This is a genomic window from Kitasatospora cineracea (assembly GCF_003751605.1).
Lineage (GTDB): Bacteria > Actinomycetota > Actinomycetes > Streptomycetales > Streptomycetaceae > Kitasatospora > Kitasatospora cineracea.
In genome coordinates this window covers 1,799,177-1,817,149 of record NZ_RJVJ01000002.1, presented here as the reverse complement: position 1 = coordinate 1,817,149, position 17,973 = coordinate 1,799,177, and the positions used below count along the sequence as shown (strand labels likewise).

Genomic DNA, 17,973 nt, shown 5'->3' with positions numbered 1-17,973 from the left:
AGAAGGCCCTCACTCATTTCAAGATCACCACACCGTGACCCCTGTCACCAACCTCCATGGTCAGAACATCTAGGCCCTGTCCGGTCGATCTTGCCGGGCGCCCGACGCCGGGCATCCCGTCTGGAAGCACCGGCCCGACACCCGAGTACATCCAGTACGAGGGCGTCGGGCCGGCACTCCCAGCCGGGCGCCCACCGCCGCGCGCCGATCCGACAGGATCGACCGGACAGGACCTGGCCGCGCGCCATCCACGGCCGGGTGTGCTCCGCCGCCCGGCCGTGCCGTACCGTTGGACGCCGGGCGCCCCCGCCACCGCGGCGCGCCCCGGCTCACCGACCTCTCCAGAGGAAAAACTGCGCACATGACCGCGATCTCGCTCGGTATCCCCTCCCTGCCGCTCAAGCCGCTGGCCCAGCGCCGCCACTCGCGTCAGATCATGGTCGGCAACGTGCCGGTCGGCGGCGACGCGCCGGTCTCGGTGCAGTCGATGACCACCACGCTCACCTCCGACGTCAACGCGACGCTGCAGCAGATCGCCCAGCTGACCGCCTCGGGCTGCCAGATCGTCCGGGTCGCCGTCCCCTCGCAGGACGACGCCGACGCGCTGCCGATCATCGCCCGGAAGTCGCAGATCCCGGTGATCGCCGACATCCACTTCCAGCCGAAGTACGTGTTCGCCGCGATCGACGCCGGCTGCGCCGCGGTCCGTGTCAACCCCGGCAACATCAAGGCGTTCGACGACAAGGTCGGCGAGATCGCCAAGGCCGCCAAGGACGCCGGCGTGCCGATCCGGATCGGCGTCAACGCCGGCTCGCTCGACAAGCGGCTGCTGGAGAAGTACGGCCGGGCCACCCCCGAGGCGCTGGTCGAGTCCGCGCTGTGGGAGTGCTCGCTGTTCGAGGAGCACGACTTCCGCGACATCAAGATCTCGGTCAAGCACAACGACCCGGTCGTGATGATCAACGCCTACCGGCAGCTCGCCGCCGCCTGCGACTACCCGCTGCACCTCGGCGTCACCGAGGCCGGCCCCGCCTTCCAGGGCACCATCAAGTCCGCGGTGGCGTTCGGCGCGCTGCTCGCCGAGGGCATCGGCGACACCATCCGGGTCTCGCTCTCCGCCCCGCCGGCCGAGGAGATCAAGGTCGGCATCCAGATCCTGGAGTCGCTGAACCTGCGCCAGCGCGGCCTGGAGATCGTCTCCTGCCCGTCCTGCGGCCGCGCCCAGGTCGACGTCTACAAGCTCGCCGAGGAGGTCACCGCCGGGCTGGAGGGCATGGAGGTGCCGCTGCGGGTCGCCGTCATGGGCTGCGTCGTCAACGGCCCCGGCGAGGCCCGGGAGGCCGACCTCGGCGTCGCCTCCGGCAACGGCAAGGGCCAGATCTTCGTCAAGGGCGAGGTGATCAAGACCGTGCCCGAGTCGAAGATCGTCGAGACCCTGATCGAGGAGGCCATGAAGCTGGCCGAGCAGATGCAGGAGGAGGGCGTCGCCTCCGGCGCCCCCGTCGTCGTGGCCGCCGAGTGACGGCCTGAAGTCCCCCGGCGGGGCCGCCCTGACAGGGGCGGCCCCGCCCGTCCGAGAGGTGCCCCCGTGCTCGACCGAGGTGTGATGCTGCCCGGCCCGTTCCAGGTCGCCCGGGCGCTCGCCGCCACCCGCGTGCTGGAGGCCCCCGACCTCGACGACGCGCTGGAGATCCTGCACCGCGACCCCGTCGCCAACGCCTTCGTCGCCACCCGGGTGGAGGCCGTCGGCCTCGACCCCTGGCGGCTCGGCGGCGAGATGTGGGGCTGGCACGACGCCGACGGCCGGCTCGACGCGCTCTGCTACGCCGGCGCCAACCTCGTCCCGGTCAACGCCGGCCCCGAGGCCGTCCGCGCCTTCGCCGAACGCGCCCGCCGGCAGGGCCGCCGCTGCTCCTCCATCGTCGGCCCCGCCGAGGCCACCGCGACGCTCTGGGCGCTGCTCGAGCGCTCCTGGGGCCCGGCCCGCGACGTCCGCGCCCACCAGCCGCTGATGGCCACCGCCACGCCCGTCACCGAGGTCGAGCCCGACCCGCTGGTGCGCCGGGTCGGCCGGGCCGAGATCGAGGCGCTGATGCCCGCCTGCGTGGCCATGTTCACCGAGGAGGTCGGCATCTCCCCGCTGGCCGGCGACGGCGGGCTGCTCTACCAGGCCCGGGTCGCCGAACTGGTCTCCACCGGACGGTCGTTCGCCCGCTTCGACCAGGACGGCAAGGTCGTCTTCAAGGCCGAGATCGGCGCCGTCACGGCCGGCGCCTGCCAGGTCCAGGGCGTCTGGGTGGCCCCCGAGCACCGCGGCAAGCGGCTCTCCGAGACCGGCATGGCCGCCGTCGTCAACACCGCCCTCGCCGAGGTCGCCCCGGTCGTCTCGCTGTACGTCAACGACTTCAACGTCCGGGCCCGCGCCGCCTACCGCCGGGTCGGCTTCCGCGAGGTCGGCGCGTTCATGAGTGTGCTGTTCTGACGGTCCGTCAGGGCCGGGCCGGGTCGCGCAGCGGCAGGTGGGCGCCCATCACCGCGTACGGGCGGGCCGTGTTCGGGAAGCGCACCGCGGGCGCCAGGTCCCGGTAGCCGAGCGAGCGGTACAGCCGGCGGGCCGGGGTCTCCGCGTCGATCGCCGACAGGATCGACCGGTCCAGGCCCGAGTGCCCGCACAGCGTGCGGATCAGCCGGGTGCCCACGCCGAGGCCCTGGAACTCCGGCAGCACGTGCAGCTCCGTCACCGCGAACACCCCGTCCAGCCAGCCCTCGTGGCCGCGCGCCGCCAGGTACGGCTCGATCACCGTCGACCACCAGTGGTCGCGCCGGTTCGGCATCCCGTACCCGAAGCCCACCAGCCGCCCCCGGGACATCGCCCCCAGCGCCACCACCCCCGGCTGCAGCGCGTGCCGCCCCACGATCGGCAGCCGCACCGCGACCTCGTGCGGCCCCAGCCCGAACGCGACGGCCTGGACCTCCAGCACGGCGGGCGCCCACGCCGCCAGGTCGATGGCCTCGATCGTCACCCCGGTGAGCTGCTCCATGAAGCGGGACGTTACTACCTGCCGCCGCGGGCGGCCGACCGCCCCGGCCTCACAGCCAGGCGGCGAACTCCAGATGGAGCTCGGCCGCCGCGGTGCCGCCCGCGGCCAGCGATCCCAGGGCGGTGTCCACCGCCCGCAGCAGGGTCCAGGCGCGGACCCGGTCGGCGGGGAGCTCCACCGCCTCGGACAGCCGGGCCAGCCGCCGCCGGGCCGCGCCGCGCGGGCCCGGGGAGGCGGCCAGGGTGTCCAACCGGTCCAGCACCAGCGAGGCCAGGTCGTACGCCCGGTCGCCGACCACCGGGCGCGGGGCCACCGCGAGCCACGGGGCGCGGTCGGCGGCCAGCACCCGGCCGTGCCGGAACCGCCCGTGCAGCAGCCACCCGCCGCCGTCCGCGGCCAGCGCCACGGCCTCCAGGGCCTCGTCCACCAGCGGCCCGGCGTCCGCGGCGCCCGGGAGCGAGCGCCGCTCGGCGATCCGGTCCCCGAGCTGCCGGGCGTGCTCGGCCAGGGACGGGAGGCCGTGCCCGGCCGGGGCCGGGACCCACAGGCGGTGCAGCAGGCTGGTCGCCTCCAGCATCGCCTTCGGCTCGGCCAGCGAGCGCAGCGGGATCTCCCCGTGCAGCCGCTCCAGCAGCAGTGCCCCGTCGGCCTCGTCCAGCAGCAGGACCGCGCCCCGGCCGGCCCACGTCCGCAGGGCGGCGGCCTCGCCGTTCGGGCGCGCCAGCTTCAGGGCCACCGGCGCCAGGTCGTCCGCCCGGTGCGCGTGCACCAGCAGGCTGCTGCGCCCGCCCGGCTCCGCGATCCGCTCCGGCACCAGCCCCCAGGCCGCCAGCCGGGCCTCCAGCAGCGCGGGCAGCTGCGCCAGCCAGGCCCGCGCCGACGGGGTGTCCTCCGCCCGGACGGACTCGACGAGACGCTGGGGGGCGCTGAACCGCGCAGGTTGTGCCATGTGATCGATTATCCGGTCCGACGGGCCCCCGGCGGTCAGGACGCCGCGGCCAGGCCCGGGAGGGCGGGCAGGTCGGCGCCCCAGTGGGCGGCGCGCAGGGCGGCCTCGCGCAGCGCGGCGGCGGCCTGCTCGCGCAGCGCGGTGGTGGCGGCGAGGTCGGCGTAGGCGGCGGTGAGCTGGGTCTCCAGGTGGGCGGCCAACTGGGCGGCGGTGGCGGGGTCCTTGACCGCGAAGGGCAGCCGGTAACCGGGGGCGGCGGCGGTGGGGGAGGCGCCGCCGGCGGCCAGCAGGCGCTGCCAGACGTCGCGGCGGGCCTGGTGGGCGCTGTAGCCGGAGCGGGCGTCCTCGCGCTGGGGCCCGGTGGGGAGGAACGCGCCGACCACGCCGTAGCCGTAGACGGCGGCGTGCTCGGCGGCCAGCGCCGCCTGCAGGGCGGCGGTGTCGGCGGCGGGGAGCGCACCGGCCGAGGCCGAGGCCGAGGCCGAAGGGGAGGGGGCGGGGGCGGGCGCGGTGGTGTCGCCGAGGGCGGCCGCGTGGGCCGCGTCGGAGGCGGCGATCGAGGCGAGGGTCCGGGCCAGCTCGGGGGAGGCCGCGGCGAGGTCGGCCAGGCGCAGCGCGGCGGTCCGCTGCTCGGCGGCGGCCAGCTCGGCGGCCGTCCGGGCGGCCGGGCCCGCGGCGGGGGAGGCGGACCCGGCGGCGGAGGCGGACCCGGAAGCGGCGGACCCGGCGGCGGACGGCGAGGGCAGCGGGCCGGCGAGCGCCTCGCGGTGCCGGGCGACGTCCTCGCGCAGGTTGCCGAGCCGGTCGGCGTCGGCCGGGGCGGCGGCGAGGACCGCGTCGTAGTCGGCGAGCAGGGCGTCGGTGGCGGCCAGTTGACGCAGCCGCAGCGGACGGTCCGGGTCGGCGGCGGTGGGCTTCGGCGCGGCCGGGTGGTCGTCGGTGCAGCCGCAGAGCAGTTGGAGCCCGGTGAGCGCCCCGAGGGCCAGCAGGGTCCGCCGTGTGGGTGCGGGCATCGGTGCTCCAGCGGGCTCGGTGGGGGCGCGGTGCTCCCCGTCGGGAGAATCTTTACCGGAGCCGCACACGCCCTGTACGGAGGTTGGACGGTATCCGGCCGCTGTGAGGTTCCTCGCAGGGGGTGCGGGCGGCCCGGGTCGGAATCGGTGGTTCGGGGGTTGACCCGATAGGCTTCGCGGTGAGTTAGCACCTTCGACAACAGCAGACGCGGCCGAGGAGTCACCCGGATGAGCACCACCCCCACTGACCGGCTGCGCGCGTTGTTGGAGCCGCTGGCCGCCGAGGCCGGGCTCGACCTCGAAGAGGTCAAGGTGACCCAGGCCGGCAGTCGCCGCCAGGTGCAGGTCGACGTGGACGCCGAGGACGGCGTCGACCTCGACGCGATCTCCGAGTTCTCCCGCCTGGTGAGCCAGGCGCTGGACGCCTCCGACCTGATGGGCGAGGCCCCGTACCTGCTGGAGGTCGGTTCGCCGGGCGCCGAGCGCCCGCTGAGCGAGCCCCGGCACTGGCGCCGGGCGACCGGTCGGCTGGCGGCGGTCAAGCTGCTGGACGGCGCGGAGCTGACCGCGCGGGTGCTGGAGAGCGACGAGGACGGCGCGCTGGTCGAGGTGCAGCCGGTGAAGGGGCGCGGCCGCCCCAAGGAGCGCCGACTGGAGTTCGCGGAGATCGCGCGGGCCCGGGTGCAGGTCGAGTTCAACCGCAAGGACGAGGAACCGCTCGACGCCGCCGCCGACATCGCGGACGTGGACGAAGAGGAAGAGGAGGCGTAGTCGTGGACATCGACATGAGTGCCCTGCGCGGGCTGGTCACCGAGAAGGGCGTGCCGTTCGACCTGCTGGTCGAGTCGATCGAGTCGGCGCTCCTCATCGCGTACCACCGCACCGAGGGCTCGCGCCGCCGGGCGCGGGTGGAGCTGAACCGCAAGACCGGCCACGTGACGGTCTGGGCGCTGGAGGACGCGTCCGAGCTGGAGGAGGGCGTCGAGCCGAAGGAGTTCGACGACACCCCGTCGGGCTTCGGCCGGATCGCCGCGTCCACCGCCAAGCAGGTCATCCTGCAGCGGCTGCGGGACGCCGCGGACGACCAGACCTTCGGCGAGTACGCGGGCAAGGAGGGCGACATCGTCACCGGTGTCGTCCAGCAGGGCAACGACCCGAAGAGCGTGCTGGTCGACATCGGCAAGCTGGAGGCCATCCTGCCGCCGCAGGAGCAGGTCCCGGGCGAGGACTACCGGCACGGCACCCGGCTGAAGTGCTACGTGGTGGGCGTGCGGCGCGGTGTCCGCGGTCCGTCGGTGACGCTCTCGCGCACCCACCCGAACCTGGTGAAGCGGCTGTTCGCGCTGGAGGTCCCGGAGATCGCGGACGGCTCGGTGGAGATCGCCGCGATCGCCCGCGAGGCCGGCCACCGCACCAAGATCGCGGTCTGGTCGCGCCGGCAGGGCCTGAACGCCAAGGGCGCCTGCATCGGCCCGAACGGCATGCGGGTGCGCGGCGTGATGGCCGAGCTGCACGGCGAGAAGATCGACATCGTCGACTGGTCGGAGGACCCGGCCGAGATGGTCGCCGCCGCCCTGTCGCCCGCGCGGGTGACGAAGGTGGAGATCGTCGACCTGGCCCAGCGCTCCGCCCGGGTGATCGTGCCGGACTACCAGCTGTCGCTGGCGATCGGCAAGGAGGGGCAGAACGCCCGCCTGGCCGCCCGCCTGACCGGCTGGCGGATCGACATCCGTCCGGACACCGAGGCCCCCGCCGAGGAATCCGCCAACCGCTAGCAACGTTGTCATGTGCCTCCGGAGATCTACTCGGCGGCGGTGAGTCCCTTCGGAGGGGTAGACTTGAACGTGTCTGGCCGGACGCATGTCCGGGCATGCCCTGAACGCACCTGCGTGGGCTGCCGCAAGCGCGCGGCCAAGCACGAGCTGCTGCGTGTCGTGGCGGGCGGGGACGAATGCGTCCCCGATCCCCGTGGCACTCTGCCGGGCCGGGGCGCGTATCTGCACCCCGACCCGAACTGCCTCGACCTCGCGGTCCGCCGCCGGGCGTTCCCCAGGGCCCTCAGGGTCCAGGGCGCGCTCGACCCCGGCGCCCTGCGGGAGCACCTCGGGGCGGAAGCAAGTCCGGCCGATCGGCAGTCGGCCCACTGACGGGCCCCGCGCCCGGCAACACGCACCAGCGCACGGCGACGTGGTACGCCGCCGTGCGCCCCAGTCAGGTACCTCGCGAGATGGAAGTAGGTCGAGATTGCGATGAGCACTCGATGAGTACGCGATGAGTACGCCCATGAAGTAACGGCAGTCCGGCGGACGAATACCCCGGACACATAGACAGGAGCGAAGTGGCTAAGGTCCGGGTATACGAACTCGCCAAGGAGCTCGGCTTGGAGAGCAAGGCCGTCATGGCCAAGCTCACCGAGCTGGGCGAGTTCGTGCGTTCAGCGTCCTCGACGATCGAGGCGCCGGTCGTGCGCAAGTTGACTGACGCTTTGGGAGCGACCCCGCCGTCCGGCGGCGCGTCCTCCGCGAAGCCTGGCCCGCGGAAGCCCGCGGCGCCCCAGCCGACCGGCGGCGCCGGTTCGGCCGCACCCAAGCCGGGTGCCCCCACCCCCGGCCCGCGTCCCACCGTGACGCCGGGCCCCCGTCCCACCCCCGCCACCCCCGCGCCCGCGGCGGGCCCGACCGCGCCGAAGCCGGCCGGCCAGGCCCCGACCCCGGGTCCGCGCCCGGCGGCGCCCGCCCCGGCCGCTCCGGCGCCGGCGGCGGAGTTCTCCTCCCCGGCCCCGGCCGGCGAGGCTCCGGCGCGTCCGGCCGCCCCGCGGCCGGCCCCGGCCAACCCCGCGGCCCGTCCGGGCCCGCGTCCGGCCGGCCCGCGTCCGGGCAACAACCCCTTCACCTCGGGCGGCGCGTCGGGCATGGCCCGTCCGTCGGCCCCGCGTCCGGGCGGTGCGCCGTCCGGTGAGCGCGGTGCCCGTCCCGGTGGTGAGCGCGGTCCCCGTCCGGCCGGTGCGCCGGGTGGCGAGCGCGGTCCCCGTCCCGGTGGCGAGCGCGGGCCCCGTCCCGCCGGTGCCCCGGGTGCCGGTGCGCCGCGTCCGGGCGGTGCGCCGTCCGGTGAGCGCGGTCCCCGTCCCGGTGGCGCCCCGCGTCCCGGCGGTCCGGGTGCCGGTGCGCCCCGTCCCGACGGCATGCCGCGTCCGGCCGCTCCGCGGCCCGGTGCGCCGAGCCCGTCCGGGATGCCCCGTCCGAACCCCGGCATGATGCCGCAGCGTCCGGGCCCGCGCCCGGGTCCGGGTGCCGGTGCGCGTCCGGGTGGCCCCGGTGCGCGTCCGGGTGCTCCGGGCGGTGCCCGTCCCGGCTTCCAGGGCCGTCCGGCCGGTCCGGGCTCGCGTCCGGCCGGTGGCGGCTTCGGCGGCCCCCGTCCGGGTGGCGGCGCCGGTGGCGGCGGTGGCTTCGGCGGCGGCGGTGCCCGTCCCGGCGGCTTCGGCGGTCGTCCCGGCGGCCCGGGTGCCCGTGGTGGCACGCAGGGCGCGTTCGGTCGCGGCCCCGGCGGCCGTCCGGCCCGTGGCCGGAAGTCGAAGCGGGCGAAGCGCCAGGAGTACGAGGCCATGCAGGCCCCGTCCGTCGGCGGCGTGATGCTGCCGCGCGGCAACGGCGCGACCGTTCGCCTCTCGCGCGGCGCTTCGCTGACGGACTTCGCGGAGAAGATCAACGCCAACCCGGCGGCGCTCGTCTCGGTGATGTTCAACCTCGGTGAGATGGTCACCGCGACCCAGTCGGTCTCCGACGCGACGCTCGAGATGCTGGCCCAGGAGATGGGCTTCGTGCTGGAGATCGTCAGCCGGGACGACGAGGACCGCGAGCTGCTCGAGTCCTTCGACATCGACTTCGGTGCCGACGAGGGCGACGAGGAGATGCTCGCGCCGCGTCCGCCGGTGGTCACCGTCATGGGTCACGTCGACCACGGCAAGACCCGACTGCTGGACGCGATCCGCAAGACCAACGTGGTCGCGGGCGAGGCCGGCGGCATCACCCAGCACATCGGTGCGTACCAGGTGGTCACCGAGGTGAACGGCGAAGAGCGCCCGATCACCTTCCTCGACACCCCGGGTCACGAGGCGTTCTCCGCCATGCGTGCCCGTGGTGCCAAGTCCACCGACATCGCGATCCTGGTGGTCGCGGCCAACGACGGCGTCATGCCGCAGACGGTCGAGGCGTTGAACCACGCCAAGGCCGCCGGCGTGCCGATCGTGGTCGCGGTCAACAAGATCGACGTCGAGGGCGCGGACCCGACCAAGGTCCGCGGCCAGCTCACCGAGTTCGGCCTGGTGGCCGAGGAGTACGGCGGCGACACCATGTTCGTCGACATCTCCGCCCGCCAGGGCCTCAACATCGAGGAGCTGCTGGAGGCCGTGGTCCTGACCGCGGACGCCTCCCTCGACCTGCGCGCCAACCCGGAGCAGGACGCCCAGGGCATCGCGATCGAAGCCCACCTGGACAAGGGCCGCGGCGCCATGGCGACGCTGCTCGTCCAGCGCGGCACCCTGCGGGTCGGCGACTCGATCGTGGTCGGCGACTCCTACGGCCGCGTCCGCGCGATGCTGGACGAGAACGGCAACAGCCTCTCCGAGGCCGGCCCGTCCCGTCCGGTGCTGCTGCTCGGTCTGACCTCGGTGCCCCGCGCCGGCGACAGCTTCATCGTCGTCGACGAGGACCGCACCGCCCGCCAGATCGCCGAGAAGCGCGCCGCCCGCGACCGCAACGCCTCGATGGCCCAGCGCCGCGTTCGCGTCTCGCTGGAGGGCTTCGAGGCCGCGCTGGCCGCCGGCAACATCGAGAAGCTCAACCTCATCATCAAGGGTGACGTCTCCGGTTCCGTCGAAGCCCTCGAGGACGCGCTCGTCAAGCTGGACGTGGGCGAAGAGGTCGAGCTGCGGGTCCTGCACCGCGGTGTGGGTGCCATCACCGAGTCCGACGTGGACCTGGCGATGGGCTCGGACGCCATCATCATCGGCTTCAACGTGCGCGCCGAGGGGCGTGCCCGTACCGCGGCCGAGCGCGAGGGCGTCGACATCCGGTACTACTCGGTCATCTACCAGGCGATCGAGGAGATCGAGGCCGCGCTCAAGGGCCTGCTCAAGCCCGAGTACGAGGAGGTGCGCCTCGGCTCCGCGGAGATCCGCGAGGTGTTCCGCTCCTCCAAGTTCGGCAACATCGCCGGTGTCCTCGTCCGCGAGGGCATCATCCGCCGCAACACCAAGGCGCGCCTGCTGCGCGACGGCAAGGTCGTGGCGGAGAACCTCAACATCGAGGGCCTGCGCCGCTTCAAGGACGACGCGACCGAGGTCCGCGAGGGCTTCGAGGCCGGTGTCACCCTGGGCTCGTTCAACGACATCAAGATCGAGGATGTCATCGAGACCTACGAGATGCGCGAGAAGCCGCGCTCGTAACAGGTGCTGAACCGGGGCCGGTCGGCGGGGTGCTTTATCCCGTCGACCGGCCCCGGCCGCGCTTGTTAGGGTCTGGCCTGTCGGAACTCCATCGAGGCTCCCAGGCCGGCTCAGGCCTGTCCCACATGTTCGTAGGAACACTCACCTTCGACCTGCTCCTCGGCGACGTGCACTCGCTCAAGGAGAAGCGGTCGATCGTGCGGCCCATCGTGGCCGAACTGCAGCGCAAGTACAGCGTGTGCGCCGCAGAGGTAGGGAACCAGGATCTGCACCGCAGGGCCGAGATCGGCTGCGCGGTGGTGTCCGGCGAGGCCGGGTACGTCAACGAGATCCTGGACAGCTGTGAGCGGCTCGTCGCCGGCCGCCCCGAGGTGATGCTGCTCTCCGCACGGAGGCGGTACCACCACGACGACGACGAATGACCTGCGGGCGTCACCACCGTCACACCCGCACAGGACCGAGAGCGCCCACAAGGCTGGGCGCGGGCGGGTACGTTGGGGAGAGGGCCCCACCGGGCGAGGTCATGACCCGGGGTACGCGCCTACTGCACGAGGAGGCAACGTGACCGACACCGCTAGGGCGCGCAAGCTCGCCGACCGCATCCAGGTGGTCGTGGCGGAGACCCTGCAGCGCCGGATCAAGGACCCGCGCCTGGGGTACGTCACCATCACCGACGCCCGGGTCACCGGGGACCTGCGCGAGGCCACCGTCTTCTACACCGTCTACGGTGACGAGGCCGAGCGCGAGTCCAGCGCGGCCGCGCTGGAGAGCGCCAAGGGCATCCTGCGCTCCGAGGTCGGCAAGCAGACCGGGGTGCGGTTCACGCCGACCCTGACCTTCGTCGCCGACGCGCTGCCGGACAACGCCCGGAACATCGACGACCTGCTGGACAAGGCCCGGCTCTCCGACGCCGCCGTCCGCACCGCCGCCGCCGGGGCCGCGTTCGCCGGCGAGGCCGACCCGTACAGGTCGTCCCGCGACGACGACGAGGACGAGTGACCGTGGCCGGGGAGCCGGCCGAGTCCGGCACCGCGAGGGCGGTCTCCACCGTCGAGGTGGAGACCGCCCTCGCGGTGCTTCCGGGCCCTCGCAGCGCGTCATCGTCCGAATCCGGGGCGGAGGCGGACGCGGCGGGCGGCGCGGGCCGGTTCGAGGAGGAGTGGCGGCGCGCCCTCGAACTGATCGCGGGCAGCGACGAGATCGACCTGGTCTGCCACATCTGCCCGGACGGCGACGCGCTCGGTTCGGCGCTGGCCGCCGGGCTGGCGCTGCGCGGCCTGGGCAAGCGGGTGCGGGTGTCGTTCGGCGACGACCCGCAGGTCATCCCGGAGTCGCTGTCCTTCCTGCCCGGGCAGGAGCTGATCGTCCCCGCCGCCGCGGTGCCCGCCGCGCCCGCGCTGGTGCTGGCCTTCGACGCCGCCTCCGAGGAGCGGCTCGGCCTGCTGCGGGAGAAGGCGTTCGCGGCGGACGAACTGGTGGTGTTCGACCACCACGCCTCCAACCCCGGCTTCGGCACCGTCCGGCTGATCGACCCGGCCGCGCCCGCCACCGCCGTCCTGGTGGACGAACTGCTGCGGCGGCTGCGGGTGCCGCTCGACCAGTCGATCGCGGCCTGCCTGTACACCGGCATCGCCACCGACACCGGCTCGTTCAAGTACCGGGCCACCACGCCCGCCACCCACGAGATGGCCGGGCGGATGCTGGCCACCGGGATCCGGCAGGACCTGATCTCCCGGCAGCTGTGGGACACCACCTCCTTCGGGTACCTCAAGGTGCTCGCCGGGGCGCTGGAGCGGGCCGCGTTCGAGCCCGAGGAGGCCGGCGGGCACGGGCTGGTGTGGACCTGGGTGCCGTACCAGGACCTGGCGCTGTTCGGCGTCACGGTGGAGGAGATCGAGGGCCTGATCGACGTGCTGCGCAAGCCCGCCGAGGCGGACGTCGCGCTGGTGCTCAAGCAGGACCCGGACGGCACGCTGCGCGGCTCCTGCCGCTCCCGCGGCGCGGTCGACGTCGCGGCGGTGTGCGCCCGGCTCGGCGGCGGCGGGCACGTGTACGCGGCCGGGTTCAGTGCCCGGGAGGCCGTGGAGGCCGTGGTGGAGCGGTTCCGGGCGGCGCTGGCCGAGGTGGCCGCGGCGTCGGGGGCGGACTCCGAGGGGCCGGGCGCGCGCTAGGCTCGTGCGGTTCGGCGGTCGGGCCGGGCGAGCGGCCGCGCAGGGATGCGCGCGGGACTTCGAAATGATGATGAGCGATGAAGCGTAAAGGGACGGGCCCCGACGGGCTGGTCATCGTCGACAAGCCGGAGGGCATCACCTCGCACGGCGTGGTCGCCAAGCTGCGGTGGCTGGCCGGGACCCGCAAGGTCGGGCACGCGGGCACCCTCGACCCGATGGCCACCGGCGTCCTGGTGATCGGCGTCGAGCGGGCCACCCGGCTGCTCGGGCACCTGATGCTCACCGCCAAGACCTACGAGGCGACGATCCGGCTCGGGCAGACCACGGTCACCGACGACCGGGAGGGCGAGGTCACCGCCTCCGCCCCCGCCGACGGCGTGGCGCGGGAGGCGATCGACGCCGGGATCGCCGAACTGACCGGCGAGATCATGCAGGTGCCGTCGAAGGTCAGCGCGATCAAGATCGACGGGAAGCGCTCGTACGCGCGGGTCCGCGAGGGCGAGGACTTCGAGCTCGCCGCCCGGCCCACCACGGTGCACTCGTTCACGGTGCACGAGGTGCGCCCGGCCGTCGCCGAGGACGGCACGCCGGTGCTCGACCTCGACGTCACCGTCGAGTGCTCCTCCGGGACGTACATCCGGGCGCTGGCCCGCGACCTGGGCGCCGCGCTCGGCGTCGGCGGGCACCTGACCGCGCTGCGGCGCACCAGGGTCGGGCCGTACGGGGTCGAATCGGCGCACACCCTCGAGCAGTTGGAGGAGAAGCTCGAGGTGCTGCCGATCGCCGAGGCCGCGGCCGCCGCCTTCCCGCGCTGGGACGTCGACGCCGAACAGGCCCGGCTGCTCTCCAACGGCATGCGGCTGGACGCGCCCGGGCTGGGCGCGGACGGGCCGGTCGCGGTCTTCGACCCGGACGGGCGGTTCCTGGCGCTGATCGAGGAGGTCGGCGGGAAGGCCAAGCCGGTGGCGGTCTTCGTCGGCTGAGGGCGCCTGCGTCCCGGGCGGCCCCGTCGGGTGGTTACCGGCGGGGCCGCCCGGCGTTCCGGCGCCGGGGTTCTCAGCGCACGGCCAGGTACCAGTCGTTGCTGTGCAGGAAGCGGCCCGAGCGCTGCGGGTACTCGAAGGCGCACGGGCCCGCGCCGGTGAAGCCCAGGCGGGCGCAGAGCGCGTTGGACGGGGCGTTGTCGACGGCCGGGAAGGCGTGCAGGACCCCCGGGGCGGACGGGTCGGCGGCGACCAGCGCGCGCAGCGCGGTGAGCATCGCGCGGCCGGCCGCGAGCGCGACGCCGCGGCCCTGGAAGCCGGGCAGCACGTTCCAGCCGCTCTCGTGCACCTCGGCGCCCCGCCACTCGCGTCGGTGGTGGGCGATCGACCCGGCCTGCTCGCCGTCGGCCAGCACCGCGTACATCGTGCCGCCCAGGGCCGGGAGTCCGAGGTAGCGGCGGTGGCGCAGCAGCAGCTGCTCCTCGCTCTCCGGGCCGCCGACGTGCCGGCGCATCAGCGGGGTGTTGATCCGGCGCAGCAGGGCGAGGTGGGACTCGGACCAGGGTTCCAGGCGGACGTCCATGCCCCGCAGGGTGGCGCCGGGGGCGGCCGGGGCGCCAGCGGTTTTCCGGCGGCGGGCGGGCGGCGGACGTGCGCCGGGCACGGCACAGGGGAGGGCGGACCGGGGACGGGTGCGGGGGCGGGGCCGGTGCGGGCAAGTGCGGGGCGCCGGTCGGCAGTTGGCGGCGGGCGGGGGCGGGCCGGGTGGTCCGGGGCGGGGCGCGCGCCGGGCGGGACGGCAGGGGGCGCACGGAGTGAAGCAGTGTGGTGAGAGGGGCGTGCGAGGTGCTGTGGGGCTGGTGGGGGGCAGGCTGACCGGCGGCGTGTACGGCGGCCGTACCCGGCCCCGCCCGGGGCCCGGCGCGGCCCGGCGGGAGGACTTGGCGGGATGGGCGAGAGTGCGGGCGCCGGCTTCGCGGGGGATCCGGCACAGGCGCTGCTGCGGATCCGGGACCAGCAGGGCCGGCTGTGCGGGCTCGGCTTCGTCGCCGACCGGCACGGCACGGTGGTCACCGCGCACGAGGCGGTGGCCGGCCTGCCCCGGCTGGTGCTGCACACCCCCGGCGGCCAGTCCCGGGTGCTCGGCCCCGAGAGCGTCGACCTGCTGCCCGAACGCGGCCTCGCCCTGCTGCGCACCGCCGCCGTCGGCGGCCTGCCCGGCCCCGCGCTGCCGATCGGGCGCACCGCCGTCACCGGCCCCGTCGCGGTGCCGCACCAGCGCTGGGAGGACGGCGCGCCCGCGCTGGCCCACGGGCGGCCGCTCGGCCGGGAGAGCGGACGCTGCGGCGACGGCGCCCTGGTGCGCACCGTCCCCGGCGTGCTGCTGCTCGACCTCCCGGTGACCCCGCCCGCCGGGGCGCCGGTGCTCGACCCGGAGACCGGTGCGGTGCTCGCCGTGCTCGCCCCCCGGGTGCGCGCCGTCGCCGGGCCCGGCGTCGCGGCCGTCCCGCTGGCGGCCGACGGCCGCCCGGAGGACTCCCCGCTCGGCCGGCTGCTGGCCCGCAACGCCGCCGACGCCCCCGCCTTCGGCCGGGCGCTCAACCTGGGCGGGGCCCTGCGGCTGACCGGGGCCCAACTGGAGGGCGCCGCCGCCGGACCCGGACGGATCGCCGAACTCGCCGCCGACCGGGTCGACCGCCCCGACGGTCTCAGCGGCGAGGAACCGCAGGACGTCCTCACCGTGCTGCTCGGCGAGAGCGGCAGCGGCCGCAGCACCGAACTGGCGGCCCTGGCGGTGCGCCGGGCCGGCGCCGCCCGGCCACTGCCCACGCTCTGGCTGCGCGGCGCCGACCTGGCCGCCGGCGACCGTACCCTCGGCGACCCGCTGCGCCGCCGACTCGCCCTGGTAGCACGGGAGTTCGGCGTGCCCGAGGTCGACCCCGGGGAGCTGGCGGCGCTCTGCGCCGACGCCGGGCGGCCGCTGCTGGTGGTGCTCGACGGGCCCGAGGAGGCGCCGCTCGCGCTCTCCGCGCGCTGGCTGACCGCCGGGCTGGAATGGCTGCGCGCGCACCGCGCCCGGGCCCTGGTCGCCTGCCGCCCCGACGGCTGGGAACAGCTCGGCCCCTGGCGCTCCGCCGCCCGGGCCCTGTGGCTCGGCCCGCTCACCGACGACGCCGCGGCCCGGGCCGGCCGCCGCTACGGACTGCCCGGCGCCTTCCTAGGCCCGGCCGAGCGCGGCCACCCGCTGGCCCTGCGGCTGGCCGGCGAGCTGCGCGGCGCGGGCGTGCACGGCCCGGTCGGCAGCCGGGCCGAACTCTTCGCCGGCTGGCTCGACCTGGCCTGCCTCACCGTCGCCCGCCGGATCGCGCTCACCCCCGGCGGGCCGCGCCGGCACCGCCGCGGCGGGCCGGTGCCGCCCGGCGAGGACGCCCGGCAGGTCCGCCGCCTCGCGGCCGTCGCGGCCGGGCGGCTGCACGAGGCGGCGCGGCTGATGCTCGGCGCGGGCGACGGGGCGCTGCCCGCCGAGGACTTCGCCCGGCTGTTCCCGGACGCGGGCGGGTGGGCGCGGGCCGTCCGGGAGGAACGGCTGCTGGTCCCGGCGGGGGCCGGGTACCGGGCGGGGCACGAGGAGTGGGGGGAGTGGCTGCAGAGCCTGCACCTGGACCTGGACGCGGCCCTGCGGCTGCTGCTGGAGGAGCGGGACGCGGGGGCGGCGGGGGACGGGCCGGCCGGCGGCGGTGCGGGGGCCGGGGCGGGGGTCGGGCGGGCCCGGGTCGGGGTGGTGGTGGGGGCGCTGCGGCGGGCGGGGGAGGTGCGCGGGGCGGCGGTGCTGGACGGGTGGCTGCGGCGGGTGCGGGCGGCGCTGGAGCGTTCGGAGCGCGGCGGCGAGGCGGACTGGTGGGCCGGGCGGCTGCTGGTGGCGGGGATCGCGGGGAGCCCGGAGCCGTCCGCGCACCGGGAGCTGCTGGAGCTGCTGGCGGACCGGGCCGGGCGGGACGAGCGGTTCGGCGCCGCGTTCTGGACGGGCCTGCCGCTGCCGGTGGCCGAACGGGTCGCGCTGCTGGCCCGGTTGGCCGAGGTCCCGGGCCGGGCGGAGGTGGCCCGGGCGGCGGCGGCCGAGCTGCTGGCGGCCGATCCGCGCGGTGTGCTGCCGCTGCTGTGCGCCTGGTACGGGCACGCCGCCGGGCGCCCCGAGGGGGCCGAGCGCGCCGAGGGCGCCGCGGAGCTGGCCGACGAGCTGCTGTACGAGCACCGGGCGCTGGCGCTGGACGAGTTGACGGAGGCGCTGGTGGCCACCGCGCACCCGCGGGCGGACGCGCTGCTGGGCCGGCTGGCCGAGCGGGAGCCGTCCGCGCTGTGCCGGGCGGTCGACCGGTGGAGCCACGACCCGCGCCCCGAGCGGCACGTCGCGGCGGCCGTGCACGCGCTGCGCACCGCCCCGCACGCGGGCGGTTCGGGCGCGCAACTGCTGCGGCTGGCGGCCCGCACGCTGCTCGCCCGGGAGGACGAACCGGCCCTGCACGGCGCGGCGTTGGCGCTGCTGGTGCGCGACCCGGCGGGCCGGGCCGAGCACCTGCCGGCCGCGCTGGCCGGGTACCGGGCGGGCGACCCGTTCCTGACCGCCGAGGTGCTGGCCGGGCTGCTGGCGGAGCACCCGGACCAGGTGCTGGCGGCGGTGCGCGCGCGGCTGCTGGTGCCGGGCGCCCGGGCGGGGGAGGGCCTGCGGGTGCTGGACGGGGCGGCCGACCCGGCGGTGGCGCGGGCCGGCCTGCTGCTGGCCGCCGAACTGCTGCGGGAGGACCCGGAGCGGGCCGGGGAGGTGGCCCGGCACCTGGACGCGGCGCTGGACGCCGGGCGGGACGGCCGCCCGCTGCTGGACGCGGTGCTGGCCGCCGGGCCGTCGGTGCGGGCACTCTTCGTGCCGGTGCTGGCGGCGCCCGGCGGCGGCCGGGAGGAGCTGCTGGACGCGCTGCTGGCCGCGGAGCGGGACGAGGGGGTGCTGGCGGCCGTGGTGGAGGCGCTGGCGGCCCGGCACGCCGGGCACCCGCAGCGGCGGGTGCGCGAGCTGCTGGTGCGGGTCGCCGCGCGGTGGCCGGGCGCGGACGCCGCCCTGGTGCGCTGTGCGGGCCGCTGGGCGGGTTTCGCCCGGCTGTTGGCGTCCTGGCCCGAGGAGGCCCCGCCGCCGCCCCAGGGGCCCCGGCTGGCCCGGCTGCGGGCCCTCGCCGCGTCCGGGCGGGACCCGCAGTACGCCGCCGCCGAGGCCGAACGGCAGGTGGACCGTCCCGGCGGCCGTCTGACCGATCACACCAAGGGCCTTCCGGTACCTGGGCAGGGCCGGTCGCATGGCACGCTATAGGGGTTCGGTTTCGGTC

The 17,973-nt window shown here is 76.0% G+C and carries 15 protein-coding genes; 11 read left to right on the top strand and 4 right to left on the bottom strand.

Annotated features, from left to right (window positions below; all coding sequences use genetic code 11):
* The first annotated feature begins 361 nt into the window (after nucleotides 1–361).
* On the top strand, nucleotides 362–1,522 hold the full coding sequence (ispG, locus tag EDD39_RS34115; protein WP_123563363.1) for a flavodoxin-dependent (E)-4-hydroxy-3-methylbut-2-enyl-diphosphate synthase: 1,161 nt from the start codon (nucleotides 362–364) through the stop codon (nucleotides 1,520–1,522).
* Nucleotides 1,523–1,606: 84 nt separating this feature from the next.
* Nucleotides 1,607–2,482, top strand: a complete 876-nt coding sequence (locus tag EDD39_RS34110; protein ID WP_123563362.1) for a GNAT family N-acetyltransferase — start codon at nucleotides 1,607–1,609, stop codon at nucleotides 2,480–2,482.
* Nucleotides 2,483–2,489: 7 nt separating this feature from the next.
* Here the strand turns inward: EDD39_RS34110 and EDD39_RS34105 are convergent, their stop codons facing one another.
* The 3 genes from EDD39_RS34105 to EDD39_RS42600 are packed head-to-tail and all read right to left on the bottom strand — an operon-like array spanning nucleotide 2,490 to nucleotide 5,003.
* A complete protein-coding gene (locus EDD39_RS34105) occupies nucleotides 2,490–3,041 on the bottom strand; it encodes a GNAT family N-acetyltransferase (protein WP_123563360.1) in 552 nt (183 codons plus the stop codon).
* Nucleotides 3,042–3,090: 49 nt separating this feature from the next.
* Complete coding sequence (locus tag EDD39_RS34100; RefSeq protein WP_123563358.1) at nucleotides 3,091–3,990, bottom strand: aminoglycoside phosphotransferase family protein; 900 nt, start codon at nucleotides 3,988–3,990, stop codon at nucleotides 3,091–3,093.
* 35 nt (nucleotides 3,991–4,025) lie between these two features.
* The gene (locus tag EDD39_RS42600; RefSeq protein WP_123563356.1) at nucleotides 4,026–5,003 is read right to left on the bottom strand and encodes a ferritin-like domain-containing protein; all 978 of its coding nucleotides are present in this window, start codon (nucleotides 5,001–5,003) and stop codon (nucleotides 4,026–4,028) included.
* Between the two features lie 228 nt (nucleotides 5,004–5,231).
* Here EDD39_RS42600 and rimP point away from each other — a divergent pair, with 228 nt between their 5' ends.
* The 8 genes from rimP to truB all read left to right on the top strand — a co-directional run bounded on the left by rimP (nucleotide 5,232) and on the right by truB (nucleotide 13,600).
* The gene (rimP, locus tag EDD39_RS34090) at nucleotides 5,232–5,774 is read left to right on the top strand and encodes a ribosome maturation factor RimP (protein WP_123563354.1); all 543 of its coding nucleotides are present in this window, start codon (nucleotides 5,232–5,234) and stop codon (nucleotides 5,772–5,774) included.
* A 2-nt stretch (nucleotides 5,775–5,776) separates the two neighbouring features.
* Complete coding sequence (gene nusA, locus EDD39_RS34085; RefSeq protein WP_123563352.1) at nucleotides 5,777–6,778, top strand: transcription termination factor NusA; 1,002 nt, start codon at nucleotides 5,777–5,779, stop codon at nucleotides 6,776–6,778.
* A 69-nt stretch (nucleotides 6,779–6,847) separates the two neighbouring features.
* Complete coding sequence (locus tag EDD39_RS34080; RefSeq protein WP_123563505.1) at nucleotides 6,848–7,150, top strand: YlxR family protein; 303 nt, start codon at nucleotides 6,848–6,850, stop codon at nucleotides 7,148–7,150.
* Between the two features lie 191 nt (nucleotides 7,151–7,341).
* Nucleotides 7,342–10,446, top strand: a complete 3,105-nt coding sequence (gene infB / locus EDD39_RS34075; protein WP_081967217.1) for a translation initiation factor IF-2 — start codon at nucleotides 7,342–7,344, stop codon at nucleotides 10,444–10,446.
* Between the two features lie 125 nt (nucleotides 10,447–10,571).
* Nucleotides 10,572–10,868 carry a DUF503 domain-containing protein gene (locus EDD39_RS34070; RefSeq protein ID WP_030462950.1) on the top strand — a complete coding sequence of 99 codons (297 nt, stop codon included), beginning with the start codon at nucleotides 10,572–10,574 and terminating at the stop codon, nucleotides 10,866–10,868.
* Nucleotides 10,869–11,007: 139 nt separating this feature from the next.
* Entirely contained in the window at nucleotides 11,008–11,445 is a 438-nt protein-coding gene (rbfA, locus tag EDD39_RS34065; RefSeq protein WP_123563350.1) for a 30S ribosome-binding factor RbfA, read from the top strand.
* A 2-nt stretch (nucleotides 11,446–11,447) separates the two neighbouring features.
* A complete protein-coding gene (locus EDD39_RS34060) occupies nucleotides 11,448–12,617 on the top strand; it encodes a DHH family phosphoesterase (RefSeq protein WP_244257409.1) in 1,170 nt (389 codons plus the stop codon).
* Nucleotides 12,618–12,694: 77 nt separating this feature from the next.
* On the top strand, nucleotides 12,695–13,600 hold the full coding sequence (gene truB / locus EDD39_RS34055; protein WP_123563346.1) for a tRNA pseudouridine(55) synthase TruB: 906 nt from the start codon (nucleotides 12,695–12,697) through the stop codon (nucleotides 13,598–13,600).
* Between the two features lie 73 nt (nucleotides 13,601–13,673).
* Here truB and EDD39_RS34050 read toward each other — a convergent pair whose 3' ends face one another.
* Nucleotides 13,674–14,183 (bottom strand): GNAT family N-acetyltransferase, encoded by a 510-nt coding sequence (locus EDD39_RS34050; RefSeq protein WP_123563344.1) that lies wholly within the window; start codon nucleotides 14,181–14,183, stop codon nucleotides 13,674–13,676.
* A gap of 366 nt (nucleotides 14,184–14,549) precedes the next feature.
* Between EDD39_RS34050 and EDD39_RS40175 the strand changes: the two genes are divergently transcribed.
* Entirely contained in the window at nucleotides 14,550–17,957 is a 3,408-nt protein-coding gene (locus tag EDD39_RS40175) for a serine protease (RefSeq protein ID WP_167518091.1), read from the top strand.
* Nucleotides 17,958–17,973: the final 16 nt, after the last annotated feature.